The 19,088-nt window shown below is 68.8% G+C and carries 18 protein-coding genes; 7 read left to right on the top strand and 11 right to left on the bottom strand.

Going from position 1 to position 19,088, the window contains the following annotated elements; translation table 11 throughout:
* Positions 1 to 1,102: 1,102 nt before the first annotated feature.
* From CW359_RS32070 to CW359_RS46040, 3 genes are all read left to right on the top strand, one after another.
* Positions 1,103 to 1,861, top strand: coding sequence for a hypothetical protein (locus CW359_RS32070; RefSeq protein ID WP_232838706.1), 759 nt, complete (start codon positions 1,103 to 1,105; stop codon positions 1,859 to 1,861).
* Complete coding sequence (locus CW359_RS32065) at positions 1,858 to 2,331, top strand: MarR family transcriptional regulator (RefSeq protein WP_105973696.1); 474 nt, start codon at positions 1,858 to 1,860, stop codon at positions 2,329 to 2,331. The genes CW359_RS32070 and CW359_RS32065 overlap by 4 nt, the downstream gene beginning before the upstream one ends.
* Before the next feature lie 416 nt (positions 2,332 to 2,747).
* Positions 2,748 to 3,284: a hypothetical protein gene (locus CW359_RS46040; protein WP_232838705.1), complete on the top strand. Its 537-nt coding sequence runs from the start codon at positions 2,748 to 2,750 to the stop codon at positions 3,282 to 3,284.
* Here the strand turns inward: CW359_RS46040 and CW359_RS32055 are convergent.
* Positions 3,199 to 3,792 (bottom strand): hypothetical protein, encoded by a 594-nt coding sequence (locus CW359_RS32055; RefSeq protein WP_157968686.1) that lies wholly within the window; start codon positions 3,790 to 3,792, stop codon positions 3,199 to 3,201. The genes CW359_RS46040 and CW359_RS32055 overlap by 86 nt on opposite strands.
* 355 nt (positions 3,793 to 4,147) lie before the next feature.
* Here CW359_RS32055 and CW359_RS32050 point away from each other — a divergent pair, with 355 nt between their 5' ends.
* Positions 4,148 to 6,184 carry an NACHT domain-containing protein gene (locus CW359_RS32050; RefSeq protein ID WP_105973694.1) on the top strand — a complete coding sequence of 679 codons (2,037 nt, stop codon included), beginning with the start codon at positions 4,148 to 4,150 and terminating at the stop codon, positions 6,182 to 6,184.
* Positions 6,185 to 6,305: 121 nt separating this feature from the next.
* On the opposite strand, the gene CW359_RS32045 is transcribed toward CW359_RS32050, so the two are convergent.
* The 7 genes from CW359_RS32045 to tpg (CW359_RS32015) all read right to left on the bottom strand — a co-directional run bounded on the left by CW359_RS32045 (position 6,306) and on the right by tpg (CW359_RS32015) (position 11,227).
* Complete coding sequence (locus CW359_RS32045; RefSeq protein WP_105973693.1) at positions 6,306 to 6,578, bottom strand: hypothetical protein; 273 nt, start codon at positions 6,576 to 6,578, stop codon at positions 6,306 to 6,308.
* Positions 6,578 to 6,811 (bottom strand): hypothetical protein, encoded by a 234-nt coding sequence (locus tag CW359_RS32040; protein ID WP_105973692.1) that lies wholly within the window; start codon positions 6,809 to 6,811, stop codon positions 6,578 to 6,580. Before CW359_RS32040 ends, CW359_RS32045 begins: the two co-directional genes overlap by 1 nt.
* A gap of 243 nt (positions 6,812 to 7,054) precedes the next feature.
* Entirely contained in the window at positions 7,055 to 7,375 is a 321-nt protein-coding gene (locus tag CW359_RS32035; RefSeq protein ID WP_105973691.1) for a hypothetical protein, read from the bottom strand.
* A gap of 74 nt (positions 7,376 to 7,449) precedes the next feature.
* Positions 7,450 to 8,991, bottom strand: coding sequence for a nuclease-related domain-containing protein (locus CW359_RS32030; RefSeq protein WP_105973690.1), 1,542 nt, complete (start codon positions 8,989 to 8,991; stop codon positions 7,450 to 7,452).
* A gap of 433 nt (positions 8,992 to 9,424) precedes the next feature.
* The gene (locus CW359_RS32025; RefSeq protein WP_105973689.1) at positions 9,425 to 9,748 is read right to left on the bottom strand and encodes a hypothetical protein; all 324 of its coding nucleotides are present in this window, start codon (positions 9,746 to 9,748) and stop codon (positions 9,425 to 9,427) included.
* The gene (locus tag CW359_RS32020) at positions 9,745 to 10,530 is read right to left on the bottom strand and encodes a hypothetical protein (RefSeq protein ID WP_198655470.1); all 786 of its coding nucleotides are present in this window, start codon (positions 10,528 to 10,530) and stop codon (positions 9,745 to 9,747) included. The genes CW359_RS32025 and CW359_RS32020 overlap by 4 nt, the downstream gene beginning before the upstream one ends.
* 103 nt (positions 10,531 to 10,633) lie before the next feature.
* The gene (tpg, locus tag CW359_RS32015; RefSeq protein ID WP_105973688.1) at positions 10,634 to 11,227 is read right to left on the bottom strand and encodes a telomere-protecting terminal protein Tpg; all 594 of its coding nucleotides are present in this window, start codon (positions 11,225 to 11,227) and stop codon (positions 10,634 to 10,636) included.
* Positions 11,228 to 11,357: 130 nt separating this feature from the next.
* Between tpg (CW359_RS32015) and CW359_RS32010 the strand changes: the two genes are divergently transcribed.
* Positions 11,358 to 11,666 (top strand): DUF6300 family protein, encoded by a 309-nt coding sequence (locus CW359_RS32010; protein WP_105973687.1) that lies wholly within the window; start codon positions 11,358 to 11,360, stop codon positions 11,664 to 11,666.
* Positions 11,667 to 11,753: 87 nt separating this feature from the next.
* The gene (locus tag CW359_RS32005) at positions 11,754 to 12,116 is read left to right on the top strand and encodes a nucleic acid-binding protein (RefSeq protein ID WP_105973686.1); all 363 of its coding nucleotides are present in this window, start codon (positions 11,754 to 11,756) and stop codon (positions 12,114 to 12,116) included.
* A gap of 318 nt (positions 12,117 to 12,434) precedes the next feature.
* Here CW359_RS32005 and CW359_RS32000 read toward each other — a convergent pair whose 3' ends face one another.
* Positions 12,435 to 13,394, bottom strand: coding sequence for a hypothetical protein (locus CW359_RS32000; protein ID WP_105973685.1), 960 nt, complete (start codon positions 13,392 to 13,394; stop codon positions 12,435 to 12,437).
* An 874-nt stretch (positions 13,395 to 14,268) separates the two neighbouring features.
* Here CW359_RS32000 and CW359_RS31995 point away from each other — a divergent pair.
* On the top strand, positions 14,269 to 16,131 hold the full coding sequence (locus tag CW359_RS31995; RefSeq protein WP_157968685.1) for an NACHT domain-containing protein: 1,863 nt from the start codon (positions 14,269 to 14,271) through the stop codon (positions 16,129 to 16,131).
* Positions 16,132 to 16,227: 96 nt separating this feature from the next.
* On the opposite strand, the gene tpg (CW359_RS31990) is transcribed toward CW359_RS31995, so the two are convergent.
* Both tpg (CW359_RS31990) and tap read right to left on the bottom strand, forming a co-directional pair.
* A complete protein-coding gene (tpg, locus tag CW359_RS31990) occupies positions 16,228 to 16,785 on the bottom strand; it encodes a telomere-protecting terminal protein Tpg (protein WP_105973683.1) in 558 nt (185 codons plus the stop codon).
* A 12-nt stretch (positions 16,786 to 16,797) separates the two neighbouring features.
* On the bottom strand, positions 16,798 to 19,065 hold the full coding sequence (gene tap / locus CW359_RS31985) for a telomere-associated protein Tap (RefSeq protein WP_105973682.1): 2,268 nt from the start codon (positions 19,063 to 19,065) through the stop codon (positions 16,798 to 16,800).
* Between the last annotated feature and the right edge of the window lie 23 nt (positions 19,066 to 19,088).

The following is a 19,088-nucleotide window of genomic DNA, read 5'->3' as shown; positions in this document are numbered from 1 at the left end:
CCCGCGGAGCGGGTACCACATTGCTGCGCAATGTGCAAGCGGGGCGGTCGCTGCGCTCCCGCTGCCCACGCATCGCGTGGGCGGTTCCCTTCGCTGCGCTCCAGAAACCGGTGGGGCCGGCCGCGATGCGGCGCGGCGGGCGCGCGGTGCGCGCCGGGCGGTTGAGGGGGTGTCAGGTGCGGCTAGTCGGGCCTTTGGTTGGGGAGTTGGGGAGTCCTGCGGACTCTGGGCGGGTCCGCTGCGCTCCCCCGCCTGAGGGTTCTTCGGGCTGCGCCTCCAGAACCTTGGGGCCCGCTGACGCTGGCGGGGATGGCTACGGGGGTGGGGGTCGCTCGTTCGTGTCAGGTTCTAGTGTAGCGCGTGCATCAGGTTGATGCAGCATGTATCGTTGGCGGAAACACGGGACACCCCCCAACCATCCAAACAGGGCACGCCTTTTGATAAATCGTCAGCCCTGGTATCCGATTTATCAACTCGCCCGAGGAATCACGAATTGGGAAGCTGCGCACCTAAGCCTGAGAACAGCACCCCGAATACGGGAAAGGCTGAATTCCGACCTACGGAGGTACCTGAGCCGAACGACCCCCGGACCGGGCGGCGGAACCTGCCATGAACATCAGCCCCGCTTGCTGGTGCTTGTTGTTCGTCAAGGTAGGCACCGCCCGAGACTCAGAGCCGCTGGTGCCGCCTACGGTCTGCAGTTGGACGATGGACCTGCACGCGAAGCCGCCCGAGCCCCCGAGTTACGGACGCGGGCGCCGGCCGCTGACGGCGACGCACGGGGTGCTCGCCGCCGGCGTTGGGGCCGACCTCGGTCACCTAATACTTACCGGAATCAAGAACCTGCAGGTCAGAGTCGCGCACTTTCGGCGATCTGTCCCCTCAGCCGGTACACATCGCCTTCGGTATGTACCTCCTGAGGAGTCACATCGACGGCCGAACGTCAGCCAGGCCGACAGTTTGAGGCGCAAAACGTCGGCACGGCTGACATTCCCGAGAGCGTCCCGTCGGGCGGTCCACCGGAGCGAGCAGGGGGGAGATCTGTCCCCCCTGGGGGGACACAACACGCCGGAACGTCAGCGAGACCGACATAAATGTCGGCGTGGCTGACATACTTCTGCCGTCCAAGATCAGCGAAGTGGAGAGCAGCCTCGTGTCACCCGAGCCACAGCGCCGCCGCCCCGTACCGAAGCGCGCGCGACCGCGCCCGGAGCTGCCCCTTGATGACGAGATCCAGGCGTGGTCCAAGCCGGTTGAGCCGGTTGAGGATCTCGACTCGTTGGCTCGCCGCTACCCGCGGCGCAAGGTCTCGCTCAGCAGCGAGCGCAAACCCATGGAGTTCTACGACACCCCAGAGCGCCCCAAAGCGTTCTCCATGGACTCGCTGGAGTTCTTCTTCCTGATCGCGCAGTACTTCCGCGAGGCCCTGCCGCTGCGGGTGATCCTGCTGATGATCGCCTGCCAGAAGGCCGGTGGGCAGATCCGCCTGACCCAGGAGGAGATGTCGACGGTCCTGGACGTGCACCGGGGGAAGATCAACGAGGCCCTCGGGGAAGTCATGTCGCACGGCATCGTCTTCAAGGTGCGCCGGGGCGTCTACCAGTTCAACCCGCCCTACTCGTACCGTGTAGCTGAGTTCATCCCAGGCACCGAACTGGTCGAAGCCGAGTACGTCCAGGTCGACCAGGACAAGACGATCGCGAAGATCCGCAAAGATGAAAGCCTGCCGCAGTTGGTGCGGTTCCCGTCGCTAGAGCACATGCGTGAGGCGATCGAGGAACTGCGCAAGAAGCGGGCCGAAGAACGCGCTGCACGCCGGTGGGCCCGCGCCCAGCGCCAGGAGGAGGGAACAGCCGAGTGAGCACCTTGAAGTGGGCGGCGACCAACGCCGACAGCCTTCTCGCCGACCTGGACCTGCCGCCCGCCGCCTACCGCGCGCTGCTCAAGCTCCGGGGACGCAGCGAGGCCGGCGGCCTCATCAGCATCGACCAGGCCGCCCTCGGTGAACTGCTCAGGCTCAGCCGTCCCAGCGTGAACGCCGCACTGCGGGAACTGGAGCTGGCCAAGCTCGTCAAGAAGGTCCGCAACGGCGTCTACCAGATCAACCCGATGCTGGCCGGCTACGCCTGTCCCGAGGACGCCGAAGTCGCCGTGAAGGCGATGTCCAAGGCGGACCGCCTTGACAGCAAGAACTACGTGGCGAGCTACCACAAGGCCGTCGCCGCCTACCAGGACCAGCTCGCCGAACAGCGCAAGAAGCGTGCCGCCCTCGCCGCCGCCAAGAAGACCGCCGCGGGCAGGCGCCGCGGCTCGCTGCACGCCGTCGGCTGACCAGGCCGCCCGCCTCGTACGGACATCGGCGCTGCACCCGGAGGTGCAGCGCCGGTCGCGTGCTCGGTGTCGATGCCGACACCAGAGATCCCCGCCCGGGTGGACAAAGGTCCATCGGCGCAGGGCCAAACAGCCCGTCACCGCCCCCCGTCCGACGGCGCCGCTTCTCAGCCCGAGGGCGCGGCGCCGTTTGCGTGTCAACGGGCGTACACCGTTCCCACCAAGGGGAAACCGCAGGTCGGGAAGGGTGCAAACACGACGCGAGCACTCTGGAGTACGCGAAGTGCCCCGGAGCACGCGTACACGGTTCCCCCAGAGGGGAAACGCGCAGGTTGGACAGCCCGCACGAGCGTTCCCGGACGGTGGTGCCGCGCGCCGCCCGCCCGAGCGCCGGCCGACGCGGTACGAGTGGAGGCGTGACCCACAACTTCGGCCTCCACTTCACCCAGGAGCTGGGCAACCACTTCGGCTCGCCCACCGACAGCTGGCCCGCGAGCGCAGAGCAGGTGACCCCGTTCTTCGCGATCGTCGTCAACGCCCTGGGCACGGACGACGCGCCGCGGTGGTTCGAGGCGGCGCGCAAGGCGCACCAGCGTGTGGAGACCGCGGAGCGGGACCGGGCCCATCACTTCGGCTTCGCCCACCACCTGGACGTGGAGACCGAGGCGTACGAGGAGATCACCCTCCCCGTCGTGGCGGCCTTCGAGGCGACGAAGGGGCTGTACGAGATCACCCGCCGGGACCCCAGCGTCGACGTCGACGTGTTCTTCGACTGCGCGCTTCGGGCGTGCTCGCGCGGCAGTGGCTGGACCGACAGCACACGCGGGACCTGCTCGGGGATCTTGGACCGTTCGCCTGGCACCCGCTTCAACGCCGCCCCTGGCGGCGGAACGCGCCGAACCCTCCGTGAGTCGGACCAGGAGGCTCCCACAGCACGCCCTGCGCCGTGTTGAAGAGTGACTCCCGCGCTTCCAGGACCCCCATCCACACCGGCTCCCAATCCGCCCAGTCATGATCCCTTGCTGGTTCCTCAGCCTGCCCCAGCAGGTACCTGTTCACCTCCATGTACGCGGTCTCCAGACGCTGCAACGCGTCATCCACCGAGCGGGGCCCTAGCAGGACAGCCCGTTCTAGCGGGTGAGATGCACTTTTGCGCGCATCAAGGAGCAGTTCCCCCACGTACAGGACGAACGATCCGACGCCGCCGTTCACGAGTGACCGCCGCTCGTCCCATTCCGTACGCAGACACTCAGTCTCGGTAAGCAACGCGTCTATGGCGTCAATGGCCTCGAGGCAAGCAGTCTGGCGTTGGCCGCGTAGCCATTGGCCGTGCTCGACGGCTGCGTGGTCGATGGTTTGGCGCCTGCCGACGATGAGGCCGGCGAATGCGCCGGTGATGCCGAAGACGCCTGCGGCCGTTGCGGCGATGATGGCTGCCCGCCCCTGGTCCATGCTGGTCATCTTGCCGGGCGGGGCGGCGCGTTGGGCACTGGGGAATCGAGGGTGTTGCCTTCAACCTCGTCTGGGACGCGACCCTGTGCCACACCCGAGAAGACTGCTCTCCTTGCGGGTTCGAATCTGGGACACGCCTTGATCCACCCGAATCAGCTACCAGTCCTCAGCGCTGAAACTCCGGAAACCTCCTCCTTGGCGGGCGTGCTGCCCGTGCAGCACCCGTGTGCCGTCCGGGTCGTGCGATTACTGCGCCACACGCCCGATCCCCAGCAGCAGCTGGCGTTGCCGGGATGCCCATCCGCTTGGTCACAAGTGGGAGAAGTCTGCTAAACGGTGGGAGAGCGGTGGCGATGATTGGGAAATGGCAGGGCTCGGGGGACGCCGCCGACGGCGCAAGTGGCAGCTGGTCGGCGCCCTGTGCGCTCTGGCGATCGTGGTGAGCGGCGTGTACGCGGTGCGAGCGATCATCCGCGGGGGTCTCCAGCCGACCGACACCGTGACCATGCTGGGCTTCCCCTTGGGTGTGGCGGGGATCGTGTTCGCGGTCTTGGCGTTGCGCAAACCGGTCGAGGGTAACGACGCCGAACTTGCCCGTGGTCGGGCCTCGACACTGGCCAAGCAGGTCGAATCTGGCGAGAGCGGGGTGTGGCGGCAGTTGCTGGGCGATGACACCCGGCGCATCAACCTCGCCTACGCCCTGCACCCCGCCGCGGTCCGCCAGGCCGCAGCCCCGGCCGCCGGACGCCTGACCGCCGACGGCCCGGGGGCAGTGACGCTGCCGGACATCGTCACCTACTACCGCGCCACCCGCCCGCTGCGCCTGGTCGTCACCGGCGCTGCAGGGGCCGGCAAGACCGTCCTGGCCCTGGAACTCCTGCTGGCCCTCATCGACGGCCGTAAAGACGACGATCCCGTCCCGGTCCGTATCCCGCTATCGCGCTGGGACACCGAACGCCAATCCCTGCCCGAACTGCTCCAGCAGCGGCTGACCGAGGCCTACGACTGGCCCGCGGACTTGGCCGCCGGCCTGGTCCGCCACCACCTCATCCTGCCGGTCCTGGACGGCCTGGACGAGATGGACCCCCTGGTCAACGGATCCCCGGATCCCGCCGCGCCCCGCGCCACCGCCGTCGTACGCGCCCTCAACGCCTACCAGCACGGCCGTAATGCCGGGCCCCTCATCCTGACCTGCCGCACCCGCCACTACGACGCCCTGACCTTGCACACCGGAGTCCTGGACGCCGCCCGCATCGCCGTCGCCCCTGTCGATACCGACGACGCCCGGGCCTACCTCGAGGACCGCGCCCTCGATGCGGCCCGCTGGCAGCCCCTGCTCAACCACCTGTCCGTCCATCTCGGCGGATCCCTGGCGACCACGCTGTCCACCCCCTGGCGGCTCTGCCTGACCGCCACCGTCTACCACCACGACGGCAACCCCGGCGAACTCCTCACCCTCCCCGACGCCGACACCCTGGACCGCCACCTCCTGGCCCGCTACATCCCCGCCGCCACCCGCGCCGCCCTCAACCCCCACGGCTACACACCCCAGGACGTCCACCGCTGGCTCCACCACCTCACCACCCACCTCAATCCCGTCGGCATCCTCCCTGTCACGGCCCCCCAGGGCGCGGAGGCCACCGACCTCGTCCTGCACGAACTGTGGCCCCTCGCCGGACGCACCCGCGTCCGCGCAACCCACGCCCTCATCACCACCCTCACCGTCCTCACCGCCCTCCCCCTCGCCTGGACCGCCCCCCAGCGGCTGACTGGCCTGCTCGCCGGCGCGATCAGCGGGTTTGCCGCCCTGGCTGGAGTGCTCACCGTCATCGCGCCCAGCAGTCCCGCGAGTCCGGCGAACCCGCTCGGGACCCCTCGAGGACGCAGGGAACTCGCGGTCGGGGTAGCGGTCGGGCTCACGCTCGGGCTCACGGCGTGGCTCACGATCGGGCTCACGATCGGGCTCACGGCGTGGCTCACGGTCGGGCTCGCGCTCGGGCTCACGGTCGCGTTCACGGTCGGGCTCGCGGGGAAGCCGGGCATAAATCTCGGAGCTGGGGCCCTCATCAGGAGCGACGCCCTGGCAGGGCTCACGGTGGGGCTCACGTTCGGGCTCACGGCGGGGCTCACGTTCGGGCTCACGATCGGGCTCGCGGTCGGGCTTGCGTTCGGGCTCGCGTCCGGGCTCACGGTCGGGCTCACGGTCGGCGCGATGGCTTCGTGGCGGTATTCGGTGTTCCTGCTCTGCTCGTGCCGTCGCCTGCCGTTCCGACTCGGCCTGTTCCTCGACTGGGCTGTCACCGCAGGCCTCATGCGCTACAGCGGACCCGCCTACCAGTACCGCCACCGTGAACTCCAGCACTGGCTACGCCAGCACCCCCAGCCCCCATCCGCGCCATGACGGCGCTGCCCCTGCCGAGGCCCTAGCCGACACGTCCGTCGGGAGTGAGCATCCATGCAAAAGGCGGCGTCACGACGCTCTTGAGCTTGATTTCGGACGGCACTTTGGGCTTCGGCGGCGGCTAGACCTCGATGTAGGCGACGACCACGACGGTGCGCAGCGCGGTGACGAAGTACAGGACGCGGACGGCTTCGACTTCGTCGGTGTACTGGCGTAGCTGGGGGCCGGCGGTGTCGCCGGGGATGGGCTCGCCGGCGTCGGGGTCGACGGAGATGACGACCAAGGTGCGGTCCAGGGCGTGGATCTCTGCCTCGCTGGTGATGTTCTCCAGCTGCTTGGCGGCGGAGTCGGAGAAGGCGATCCGGGCGCGGCGAGGCCCGTGCGGCTGGGCCATCAGGCGACGGCCGGGCGCTGGGCAGCGAGCCGGGCGAGGTGGGCCTCGCGCAGCTCCTCCCACGGTGTGCAGTCCTCCACGGAGGGCAGTCCGTTGGCCGCGATGTCCTCCAGGGCAGCGGCGAAGTGATCGGCGCTGGCGCGGGTCTTGGCCGCGTACGCGCGGACCGCGTCGGCTGCCGCGGGCTCCAGCTGCGGCCGGGCGTGGTCGGCGGTGGCCGGCTGTTCGCTCATCGAGGGCTCCAGAGGGCAGAACTGGCGTCTGCTCCCACGGTATCGGCCGCCCCGGGCCCTGGGGACCGCTCCGGACGAACCGGCTCGCACGAGGGTGCAAGACCCAGGGAACCAGGCTCCGGGCCGGGCGCCGGGGCGCTGGGGTCCGCCCGGGCGATGACACAGATCAGCCTGAACAGTGACACAGATGACCATGCCCACCTGGGAAAACAGGGGGTCGATGACACAGATGGGCCGGACTGTTCAGGCGGGGAGGTTGGGCAGGACCTGGCCGTTGGTGATGTGCGTGCGGGCGGTCAGCGCGTGCCCGTCGCACACGGCGTACCCGCCGCTGGCGCCGTCGACCTGGACGGTGTGGGTGGCCGGCTCCGGGCACGGAGCGTCCAGCCGGTCGTACTCCCACGAGTTGAGGCAGGCGACGTCCATGCACGAGGTGCGGTTCCCGCTCGCCTTCAGCGTGGCGCCGTGCTCGGGGCACACGCCCCACGGCACGACGCACTGCCCCGGGCGGTCGGCGGTGTCCTGGAGGGCCTGGGCGTAGAGCTCGCCTGTTGTGGTGGTCACCCAGGGATTCTCCCAGTGCGCCCGCCGCCCGGGCAGGTGATCCGTGCCATTGATCGCTGATCGATTGCCACTGATCATGATCGGTGCTCTGGGCCGCTAACCGGCTCGGCGGCAGCGACGTCTTGGGTTCGCGGCCGGCGGGGCCGGGCGAACGGGATGGCGGACCAGCCCTGCTCCAGGACGGTGTTGTGCTCCAGGAACTCGTACTGGGGGAACAGTGGGCGCAGGTACGCGACACCGGCGTCATCGGCCGCGCAGAGGAGTTCGGCCAGGCTGGTGCTGGTGATGGTGACCGCGTCCTCCAGTTCGGCGATGGAGGTGACCATCACGGGGATCTCGGTGTCGGGCAGGGCCACGCGGTGCTCGGGGGTGTTGATCTGGTGGAACGTCTCTGCGGTCACCACCATCCCGATCATCCGGCGGTCGGCCGGGATGTCGGCAAGCTCCGGGTGCTTGCCGGAGCGGAGGAGGTCCACCGACCGGTTGATCTGCTCAAACGCCTTCTTGAGCGACGGGGGGAAGAGGGTGGTGAAGTCCGTCCCGCCAAGCCGCAGCTGCTCGCCCGGGAGGGTCGACTTCACCTCGACCAGCAGGACCAGGTCAGGGAAGACGACGAAGAAGTCGATCGTCTTCTTCGTCGCGTTCTTGGAGATCTTGACCGAGACCTCAGGGTGGACCTCGGCGTCCGGCAGCAGGTCGAGCTGGCGGCCGACGTAACGCTCGAAGAGCCTGCCGACGTCGTTGGTGAACGCCTTGCCCCACTCCGACCTGTTGTCGCCCCCGGTGTAGTAGAGACCGAGAGGGGTGCCCTTGCCCAGTACGGCGGCCGGCACCGGGACGAGGTAGCCGCCCGGGACACCGCCGACCAGCGGGCTGGACCGGAGCGGGTTGTGGGTATAGCGGCGCAGCAGCGGGTCGTGGCCGGCAGGGAAGGCGGCGCGGAGCCTCTTCTTCGTGGTGACGAAATGCCGGTTCAGCACCGCCTTGACCTGGGCGGAGGAGCGGAGCCCGTCGAACTGGTCGTAGTCCGCGACGGGGTACCAGTCCAAAGCGAACCGGCCGCGGCGGCGCGGATTCGGGTGGGTGGTGGCGCAAGCCCAGACGAGGTGGACGATGCCGAGGTAATCCGCCAGGGAGCAGCCGAGCAAGTCGTGGTCCCAACCCGGGAGGATCACTTCCAGCGGGTCGTCCGCATCGTCTGGGTAGGAGGTCTGACCCAACAGGGCGATGGAGCGGCTCAGCTGCGCGTAGGCGTCCTCCTGCCACGGGCCCTGATGGTGAGTGGCCCGCTGGAGATACCCCTCCCAGCGCTTCATGCCTTCCGGCTCCCGGGTGACCGGATCGTCCAGGGCCAGGAACAGATCGAGGATCTGACGGAGGTCCTGGCTGGTCGCAGCGGGGCGGCCGTCCCGGCCCCGAGCCAGAGAGACCCAGGCCACGTCGAGCAGGGCCCACGGCGCGTACAGGCTGAGGCCCTGGGCGGCCAGGTCGCGGACGGGCGGGAGGCCGGCACTGGTGGCCGCGATCAACTGCGTCAGCGAGTTCGGGTCATGACGCAGGACCCGCTCGAAGTACTCGGTCTCCGGAACGGGGTAAGAGGAGAGGGGTCGCCGCATACCTGAAGATTCTTCGCCTCTCCCAAGTGAGTGCGCGACGGGTTTTCCAGTATCGGGCGCCCGGGAGCCGGTGGCACCCGATCAAGGTCTCCTGTCACAGGTCAGCAGGCGATCCGGGACGAACGCGCACCGTAGCCACCCCAGGACCCGCGTCACATTGATCGGCCCGAGCGTCGAAATCGGCCCTTGAGCCCGTGTTTTCGGGCCGTACGGACAGCGTGACAGCACGATGTGACACCCGATCAGGTGATCGTGACAACCCGAACGTGACAGCGTGACAGTCACTTTCGGTGTCGCGCGGGGTTCGACTCCCTTCTATGTCACAGGGTCACAGGTCACCTCGCAGGAACGCGCCTGCCTGGGAGAACAGGGTTCCGGGTTCATAGGCAAACAGGTTGAACAGGGCGTTTCGGGCGTCCGGTGTCCTGGGAGGTCACAGGTTTCGACCGGGGACCTGTGAGGCCTGTGAGATTGCGGAGGGTGAGGTCACAGGAGGGGTCGGCCGGGGGCAGCGGCACTGATCGCAGTCGGCGCAGCCGGCGCACTCCATACAGAAGGCGCGCGGCGTCGGGCCCGGGCAGTGGCAGATCGGGTTGTAGTCGGGATCGTCTTCGCCGGGGTGGACCGTCTCGCCGAACGGGGGCCCGGTCCACGCGAGGACCTGCCCGTCGGCGAGCAGTTCTTCGTGGTGGTGCCCGATGGCGCTGTGCTCCGTCCAGACCGCGACGACGGCGCCGTGCTCCTGGTGCTCGCTCATGACGGGCTCCCCTCGGAGCCGGCCGGCTCGGTGGCGCGGGTGAGGAACGCGGCGAGGGTGGCGGCGGCTTCGGGTTCGGCGGTGGCGAGCCGGGCCGCGAACGCCAGCTGGCCGGTGTCCGCGGCCGGGACCAGGCGGGCGAGTTCGGCGAGCAGCGCGGCGTGGGCGAGGACGGACGGAGACAGGAGGCCGGCGGCTGCTTCGCGGGCGGCCGGGTCGCGGTAGTGCCCGAGGTGCGCGGCCAGGGCGTGGGCGAGCCACGCGTCGACGTCTTGCTGCACGTACGACCCGGCGCGGCGGGTGAGTTCGTCCCGGACGGCTTCGTCGCCTGCGCGGGGCTCGGTCTGCTCCAGCGTGCCCAGCTCGCGCAGCGCCTGGAGCTCATCGGCCCGGGCGGCGATCCGCTGGGCTTCGCGCAGCTCGGCTTCCCGGACGGCGGCGGCCGCGGCTTCGGCGGCGAGCTCCTCCTGGACGACGACGTCGACGCCGGGGTCGTAGACCGCGTCCGGGGCCGCGTCGGCGAGCAGCTGGGCGAGGCGCTCCCACTCCGCGAGCTCCGCGCGAGCGCGTTCGTCGTCGGCCAGGTGCTCGTGCCGCGAAGCCTGGCGCGCGTCGAAGCGGGCGTCCTCGATGGCCGCCGCGACGTCGGCTGCCGACATCCCCGTCGCCCGGCGGCGCACGACCCGCCGTCCGATGCGCGCGGGGTCGGCCGGCTCGCGGGGCGCCGCCACGCGAGCGGCGAGAGGCCGGCGGACACTGCGCCGGGTCCAGGGGGTGCTCATCAGGGCCTCGCATTCGGGGTGCTGAGTAAGGAGCGGGCCGCCGCCAGAACGCTGTGCGGCGGCCCCCTAATAGGGTTTATAGCAGGCCCCGAATTCCGTGTGTTCAGAACTCGATCTCTATCGACCGGACGTGCGTGAAATCCGCTCGGAGCCCCTGGGCTCGGGAGCCCCATTCCGTGAAATAGGACTCGGTGATGGCCTCCGCGACGACCGGATTCAGGTCCTCCTCTGTCGCACCGGCCTCCTGCAGACGGAGGATTTCAGCGGCGTAGACGGGCGAGATCGACGTGCTGATGAACCGCTCGCGGCCGTCGTCCGAGCTCCGCGTGCACTCGAATCCGAAGTAGGCGTAGACCTCCACCTGCATACCGCCGGTCGTCGCCGCGCGCTCCCGCGCCTGTGCTCTGACCTGCGGTTGCCACTGTGATTCGGTCTCCTCCACCAGGGCCGCCCGGAGCCTCTTCTGAGGCTTCGTCTGCTGTCCGGCGCGGTAGCGCTGCACGGTGCGGGGCGAGACGCCCAGCTGTTCGGCGAGGGCCTTCGTCGACCGCTTGGCCCGCGTGTAGAGGAATTCGATCTGGGCCTTCGCAGATTTCGGCACGGGCCGGGTGAACACCTTGCGCTCCGCCCGCACGAGGGCGCCCAGGAAGCTGTTGCGGCGCGGGGCCGGCTGCTGCGTGTCGTCGCTGTCGATCATTCATCCAGCAGACGCCCGTTCCCCTGTGGACAGATTCCGTGGCCGCGCGCCCGCCGTCGCGGGAGGGGTTGACGGCGCAGGTCAGCGGGTCTTGGGTGGAGGATCACGTCCAGATCAAAGGGGGCCGGCCATGGAGTTGCTGGAGTTCTCCGACCGGCTGCCGCAGTGTTCACGCTGCCGGGGCGACCTCATCATGAGCGGGGTGGCGCCGCGGGACGACGAACACGGGCGGCCGATCCACCTGGAGCTGTGCGCGGTGTGCGACACCGGCGACGTGGACCGCCCGGCGGCCGGCCTTTTCGTCCAGTGGTTCGCCGACCACGGCGGTCACGACGAGGACCGTGTGAAGGAAGGTGCACACCTGATGATGGAGTGGACGAAGGAGTGCATGGCCGTCCACGGCTGGTACTTGGCGGACACCCCGCCCGACCAGCCCTGACTCCGTCACCAGCAGGAACTGCCGGACGCGTAGTGCCGCCGCGTCGTACGGGCGGTACGGACGCCGGGTCGAACTACTGTTGGGGCCGTGGCGACAACGTACGACTTCCCCGACGATCTCCTCCAACTGCAACAGGCTCTCAACACAGCACGCGCCGAACTCTCCGCTCTGCTCAGGGGGCTTCCCCACTCCGTGGAGCCGATGGAGGCGTGGCAGCGTCCCGAGGGTCACTGGCAGGGCACAGCACGCCCGTACGCCGACTCGCCGGGCTGGACTGAGCAGGAGCAGAAAGAGGTCGCGACACGGCGGGAGCGCGAGCGCGACCTCGCCGCCGCGATCGTCACGCACTCCTTCTGGAGCTCGGTCGACACCGGTGACCGGATGGCGGCCCGCACCGGTCTCAAGCACGCCCACAACACCGAAGACGGCGAGGACCAGGAGGCGGCGTAGCCGTGGCGGACACCCCACCCGAGAGGGCGTTCGGAACGGCATGCATTCCCGAGCGCGACCCGTCCGGTACTTACTCCTCCGCGCCGAATTCTCCCAGAGCGGCCGTCTGATCGATATCTGCGACAACCCGATCGACCGACTTCGCGAGCCAACCAAGAAGGCTGGCTCGCGAAGTCGAAGGACTGGAGATCAGTTTATTAGGTGCTGTCGAAAAATATCACGGCTCGATGATATGGTTAAGGATTCCGTGGCTAATGTCGGAATTTATATGTTCAGTCACATTGTTGAACGAACCGCATCGCGACCATCCCGGATCAGTTAGGCAAAGTCGAGCAAGCCAGCGTTCTTTCCGAGCTTGATCACCGCCTCGGGGTCGTTCGGAGCGAGGAATCCGAGCGCCTTGCAAATCTGATCGACACGCAGTTTTCGCTTGCGTGGATCCCCAGGGAGAGCCCTGAGTCTTACGGCCCCTGGAGTCCCCTTCCAGAGCTCCATAAAATGGTTCTCTGCGTAGCTGGTGTACATCAATTCGGAGTCGATGGTGTGAACGAGCCGGATGATAACGTCTGCCAGTTGAATCGCCTCCTCGATCCGGTAGGTGATTGGGTCGCCTTCGACGACCTTCGTCAGGATCGGGTCTGACTTTCCACCAATGTCCGCCTTAGTCAGCCTTGAAGCCTCTAGCCAGGCGGCTTCTGCCCTATCGGAAGCCAGGCCGCCCGAATGCATGAATGAGTTCCTGATCTCCTTGTGGTACCGATACAAGGCCGAAAGGGCATCGAGGTGTGCAAGGCTGTATTTTTTGCTGGCTGAATACTTTGAGAAAAATGCCTTTTGCATTTCTGTGGAGATACCCGATGAGTGCACTTCAGCAAGAGCGTTCCCGACTCCTTTCCGGGTGTTCTGTCCATATTTTCCCCTTGTGGGGAACTGTACATCCGTCGCCCTCTTGGGGTTTCCGAACTTGGGAAGGAGGCCTTCCGCCCAGCCCTCATAAAGGGCGATCATGTTGGCCCCGACGATCTGGGCGAACTGTCCAAGCTGATCCTCCCAGGGTGTGTCAATGCAGACGCCCTTCAAGTTGTTCGCCCTGACACCCGCCCCGTGAGAGAAGCGTCCCGCGAGCTCCGCATCGGTAGCCCCTGGAACTGCGGAGACGTACCCCTGTACCTGCCAGCGGAGATTCCAAAGCGCAACTGAAGCCGGTTGAATGAAATCAAAGAGCTGATTGACTCGGTAGCCGAATGACCTCGACTCGGCAAAGAAGAATCGCTGCACTTCTGCTCCCTCGGTACGGTGCCAAGAGTGCCGATGCAACCAGGGCTAACCAGGATGTGTCCAGAGGTTCTTGACTGCCACTCAGGTTGCGCTGGTGGCTCGGGCTGGCTTAGTTCGGAGACGGACCTCTCTGCGGCAGCTGCAACACCTTCGAGGGCAAGAGCCACCCGAGCTACTTCCTCGAGGACAAGGAAGGCGCCGCGCTGCACCTGCTGGAGTGCCGCGGCTGCCTGGAACGGCGCACCCTACCCGCCCGATACCACGTCGCCGTCGTCCAGAAGCACTTGAAAGGGACCGAGCGCCACTGCCACCGCGGCCCGCCGATGCAAGCGTCGGCCTTCGGTCCGGTACGTGCAACTCGCCCCTGGCGCGCACAACTTCGAGCTGAAATGCTGGTGGCACAGAGACGTGGACGAGGGACGGCACGGTGTCCGAGACCGTGGCGCTCGTACGGGACTTCGTCGACCAGGCACTCGAGGCCGCCCAGCCGGACTCTGTGGTACTGGCCGCGAGTGCCGCCTCGGACACGATGTCGCTTGCGTAACCATCCGACCCGTCGCGGATACGCGAGTGAGCCCGGACCAGCGGGTCTGGGAAAGGAGCGCTTCAGCTGGCGAGTTGAGCGGCTGCGTCGGGCTCCGGGCTGTCACGGTCTGAGCACAGCACACCCGTCTGCCTACGAAACCCGCGTGGGGTGGCCAGTATCAGGGGCGTGAACTCAGATGGGGGACGCCGTGGTCAGCGCCAGTGGCGGCTGGTAGGTGGTGTGTGCGCGGCGGCGGTGTCTGCGGCATTGGTGTACGCGGTACGACAGGCCTGGCACGGGGGGCTGGAACCAGCGGATCTCGTGACGGTGCTGGGGTTCCCACTCGCTGTGGCCAGCGTGGCGGGGATGCTGGCGGGATTTCGCAAGCCGCGCGACGGTACCGATGCGGCGCTCGCGCTGGAGCAGGCGGCAACGTTGGCTCGCCTGGTGGCCAAAAGCGAGGGACGAGTCCTGACGCAGCTGCTGGGCAGGGACACCGCGCGGATCAGCCTGTACTACGGCCTGGTTCTCGGCCCGGGGCGGGCGGCGCGCGCGCCGGTGGCGGGGCTCGCGGTCGCGGACCCCGAAGCGGGTCTGCCGGACATCGCGACCTACTACCGTTCCACTCGCCCGGCCCGGCTGATCATCACCGGTGCCCCGGGTGCCGGCAAGACCGTGCTTGCCCTGCAACTCCTGCTCGACCTGATCGCGAACCGTGACGCCGCCGACCCGGTGCCGGTGCGGGTCCCGCTGGCCCAGTGGGACACCGACGTCCCTCTGCGCGACCTTCTGGTGCAGCAGCTGGTCGACAGCTTCAACCTGCCGCGCACAGCGGCCGGCAACCTCGTCGCGCACGGGCTGGTTCTGCCGGTGCTGGACGGCCTGGACGAGATGGATTCGCCTCTACCGAACGGCGACCCCGACCCGGCCGCCCCCCGGGCCCGCGCGGCGTTGGACAAACTCAGCGTCCACCAGGACGCCGGGGCCGCGGCGCCGTTGGTTCTGGCCTGCCGCACCGCGCACTACGACGCCCTGGCCACTACGGATCTCCTGCTGGACGCGGCCCGCATCGCCATCGCCCCCGTCGGCGGTAGCCCGGCAGCTGCCTATCTGGCTGCCCGCGCCCGCGACCCGCTGCGCTGGCGGCCCCTGCTGAACCACCTCACCGCCCACCCGGGAGCCGTACACGCGGTGCTGCTGTCGACACCGTGGCGGCTGTGCCTGACCGCCACCGTCTACCACCGCGGCGGCGACCCCTCCGAACTCCTCACCTACACCGACCCCGATGAGCTCGACCGCCACCTCCTGGCGCGGTACATCACTGCCGCCACGCTCGCGGCCGCCGACGCCAACCTCCACGGCTACACCCCACAGCAGATCCACCACTGGCTCCACCAACTCGCCGCCCATCTTGCCCCCACCGCCTGGACCCCCATCCGCACCGACATCGCCCTCGACCATCTGTGGCCCATGGCCGGGCCCTGGCGCGTCCGCGCCACCGACGCCCTCTTGACCGCCCTGATTCTTCTTCTTTGCCTCCCCTTCGCTTGGAGCAGCGGTCCGCTCCCGGACACCTTCGCCACTCTGGGCTTCGGAGGCCTAGCAGTCCTGGCCGGGAGCGCTCACGGCCTGCCGATCACCACGAGTGCAGAGCGTCTCGACCTGCATCGACTGACAACCCCCGTCGGGCGTAACGGGCTGGTGTTCGGCTTGGTGTGCGGCTTGGTGTTCGGGCTGGTGGCCGGGCTGGTGATCGGCCTGGTGTTCGGCTTGGTGTTCGGCCTGGTGTTCGGGCTAGCGGTCGGTTTGGCGACCGGGCTGCTGCTCGGTCTGATGTTCGGGTTGACGGCGGATCAGAGCTCGGCGGCCAAGCCAGGCACGATCATCGGCGATGACGCGCAACTCGGGCTGGCGCTCGGGCTTGCGACCGGGCTGGCGCTCGGGCTTGCGACCGGACTGATGTTTGGGCTTGCGACCGGGCTGATGACGGGGTTGGAGTTCGGGCTTGCAACCGGGCTGATGGCCGGTAGCTCTTCGTGGAGGTACATGGTCTTCCTGCTGTGCGCGCGAGGGCGGGTTCCGTTCCGGCTGGCCCGGTTCCTTGACTGGGGCTGTGACGCCGGGCTGATGAGGTATTCCGGTCCCGCCTACCAGTTCCGCCACCGCGAGCTGCAACTGTGGCTGGCTGCCCATCCCGACCCGGCCATCTGACCTACAGGGCGCCAGACAGCCCTCGCCAAGAGCCCCGCTCACTCACCATCTGAAGCACTCCATAGCCGGGGCCCACCCCTGTTCAGGAAACAGCCTCTACAGGTCGAACTCGAGGTGTTCGATGTCTGTGAACCGGACCTCTTCCAGGCTTCCGGCGCGGCGGCCGCCGTCCTGGAAGTACACCTCCTTGAGGGCGTCGGCCGCGATCTCCTTGAGCTGCTGCTCGGTGGCGCCGGCCGCCTGGGCTTCGAAGAGGCGGGCGGCGTGGCGGGGCGGCAGGGCGATGGTCAGGTGCCGGATGCGGTCCTGGTCCGTCGACCCGATCGGCGCGGTGTAGCCGAGGCGTGCGCGGGTGTCGATGACGATGCCGCCGGTGGTCGCCGCCTTCTCGCGGGCCTTGGCCCGGATCTGCGGCTGCCATCGTGCCTTGACCTCGCGCTCCAGGCGGGCGGCGAGGTCCCTGCGGGGGTGCTTGATCTGGTCCTTCACGTACCGCTCCACGGTGCGCTGGGAGACCCGCAGCATCTGGGCGACCGCCTTGGTGCCCCCCAGCTGCTTGACCAGGTAGCGCATCTGCGGGCCCGCGTTCTTGGGCGCCGGGCGGGTGAACGCCTTCTGCACCGCGGCGTCCAGGCCGTCCCCGAACAGGCTCATCGTCGCCTTCTCCTACTCTCCGTTGTCGACGTTGGTGACGGTGCCGTCCTTGATGTACCGGGCCAAGTTGAGCTCGGGGGCCGCGAACTGCTCGCGGACACCCTCGCCCCACAGCAGTTCCTGGGTGCCCTCCCACTTCACCAGGCCCGGGTTGATGCCGAGCTTGAAGCCGCCCGGCAGCGGCTTGCCGTCCTTGTAGGGCAGGAAGTCCAGCGGCGAGGCGCCGTCGACCGCGTACACGACGCAGTCGGAGAGGATCGCCACCGGGTACTGCCCGGTGAACGCCGCGTGCCTGACGATCTTCCGGTGGAGGTTGATCCGGGTGCGGGAGATGACCGCCGCGCGGATGTCCGGCCGCCATGTCGGACGGGCGAGGGCCCGCCACGGCTCGCCGGACTTCCAGCCCTCGCCCCGGGGCCGCTCGCGCAGCTTGCCCAGGCCGCCCTTCACGGTGCCCTTGACCGCGTCGACGACGATCGCCAGTTCCGGGTCGCGCTGGCGCCAGCCCACCATCGCCGTCAGGAAGTCGGCCGGGTCCGTGTCCGCGTGGACGCCGAGGTCGGCCATGGTGGCGAGGAAGGCGTCGCGCAGCCGGCTGTACCAGGAGTCCAGGTAGCGGCCGCAGTCGTAGCGCACCCACGCCTCGAGGGGCGTGACGTCGTAGCCGAGCTCCACCGCGTACGCCACGGTCGGCGTCGCGTACCAGGCAGGACCCGTCGGGCGCTCGCCCGACGGCGTGAACGGGCTCGGCAGCAGCGCGCTGTCCAGGTCCACCCACTTGTCCCTGCCGACCTTCACCTTCGACAGGTCCACATGGGACAGGTCGACCAGCCACGAGCCGGGCAGCTTCGCATCGAACACCGGCGCCTTCACCCGCGTCGGCGCACCGAGACCGACGGTCAGCCCGTTCGCCCCCGCCGCGAAGGCCATGTTCACGTCGATGCCCACCAGGTGGCGCCGGGTGTATTCGACGTCGGTGAACGGCCGCGCCCAGTCGTACGCCTCCTCGAACAGCTTCTCCGCCGGGGTCCGCGTGTGGAAGCGCGGCAGATCCTTCAGGACCGGGTGACCGTCGGGGACCTCGCACGGCGGCCAGTCCAGCGGGTCGATCGCGTCCTTCCCCAGCGAGCCGGGGTTGTGCTCGGAGTGCCGCTTCCCCGTCTCATCAGCCTCGGAGGCGCGGGTCGGCGGGTGGAAGCCGGTCATCAGCTCCAGGCTGGTGACGGCGGTCGACCCGCGCGGCGTCATCACCCGGGTCGCGTACACACCCAGGAGCCGGGCGAGGTCCGCCGGCGCCAACTGCCCGGCATGGCCCCAGCTGCGGGGATCGAGCGCGTTCCACGACGGGATGCACAGCTGCACGCAGGCCCGCTCCGAACCGCTGGCCGGGCGGTAGATCCGCGCCCACGGCCCGAACCCGCGCTTCGTCAGCTGCCACTCCGCACGGACCAGCTGCTTGATGACCTTGTGGCCCTCCGGGATCCTCCCGGTGTGCCGCTCTTCCTCGGTGAGGGCGACGGGCAGGCCGTAGCGCTCCAGCGCTGACTCGGTGAGGACGATCAGCGGGTCGGCGTCCTTGCCCGGGCCGGACAGCTTCGGCTGACCGAGCAGGGCCTCCTTCAGCGTCCATTCGACCAGGGACGGGAGGGACTTGGCGGGCACGTCCAGGACCAGGCCGCCGACGCAGTACGCGAGGACCTGGCCGTCGTCGTCGACGTCCACGACGGCGAGCGGACCGTTGGCGAAGCGCGGGTCGGCGCCGGCCGGGGTGTTCGCCGGGGCCGCCTTCCTCGCGGCCGGACGCCGCGACGTCGATGTCGGCGAGGACGTCGACGGCCTGGCGGTGCGGGCCGGACGCGACGCCGCGGCCGGAGCCGAATCGGGGGCAGGGCTGGGCTGGGTGTTCTCTTCAGTGGCCGTGACCGCAGTATCGGAGACCGGGGCTGTGGACAGAGTCCGCGCTTCCGGAGCCGGGGCGGGAGCGCTCGCGAACGTCTCCGGCACGACCGTGTCCTCAGCGGGCGCCGCGGAGTTGGGGTCGGCGGGGTAGATCTCCGCGAGCTGCTTGAGCATCCGCGCGTACGCGTCGCGCTCCGGCGGCCTCGGCTCCGTCTTGCCGGACTCCCAGCCGCTGACGGTCGCCCGCCGCACCTCCAGTGCGACCGCGACCTCATCCAGGGTCAGGCCGTGCGCGGCACGCAGCCGCTTGCGCTCCGCCGGCGGCGGCAGCGGGGACCGGGACGCAACCAGCGCGTCGATCCGGTCGAACAACTCAGACATGGAACACCTCCAGTTCCTCAAGT

It is taken from the genome of Streptomyces geranii (assembly GCF_002954775.1).
Lineage (GTDB): Bacteria > Actinomycetota > Actinomycetes > Streptomycetales > Streptomycetaceae > Streptomyces > Streptomyces geranii.
Note: the sequence above shows the minus strand (reverse complement) of the source record. Positions and strands in the feature narration are given on the sequence as shown.

Excerpts from the sequence above, each read along its gene's own strand:
- CW359_RS32050 (WP_105973694.1), top strand. The coding sequence starts at position 4,148 with ATGGCAGGGCTCGGGGGACGCCGCCGACGGCGCAAGTGGCAGCTGGTC.
- CW359_RS32040 (WP_105973692.1), bottom strand. The coding sequence starts at position 6,811 with ATGAGCGAACAGCCGGCCACCGCCGACCACGCCCGGCCGCAGCTGGAG.
- tap (WP_105973682.1), bottom strand. The coding sequence starts at position 19,065 with ATGTCTGAGTTGTTCGACCGGATCGACGCGCTGGTTGCGTCCCGGTCC.
- CW359_RS32010 (WP_105973687.1), top strand. The coding sequence starts at position 11,358 with ATGGAGTTGCTGGAGTTCTCCGACCGGCTGCCGCAGTGTTCACGCTGC.
- CW359_RS32055 (WP_157968686.1), bottom strand. The coding sequence starts at position 3,792 with ATGACCAGCATGGACCAGGGGCGGGCAGCCATCATCGCCGCAACGGCC.
- tpg (WP_105973688.1), bottom strand. The coding sequence starts at position 11,227 with ATGATCGACAGCGACGACACGCAGCAGCCGGCCCCGCGCCGCAACAGC.
- tpg (WP_105973683.1), bottom strand. The coding sequence starts at position 16,785 with ATGAGCCTGTTCGGGGACGGCCTGGACGCCGCGGTGCAGAAGGCGTTC.
- CW359_RS32025 (WP_105973689.1), bottom strand. The coding sequence starts at position 9,748 with ATGAGCGAGCACCAGGAGCACGGCGCCGTCGTCGCGGTCTGGACGGAG.
- CW359_RS32020 (WP_198655470.1), bottom strand. The coding sequence starts at position 10,530 with ATGAGCACCCCCTGGACCCGGCGCAGTGTCCGCCGGCCTCTCGCCGCT.
- CW359_RS32030 (WP_105973690.1), bottom strand. The coding sequence starts at position 8,991 with ATGCGGCGACCCCTCTCCTCTTACCCCGTTCCGGAGACCGAGTACTTC.
- CW359_RS32045 (WP_105973693.1), bottom strand. The coding sequence starts at position 6,578 with ATGGCCCAGCCGCACGGGCCTCGCCGCGCCCGGATCGCCTTCTCCGAC.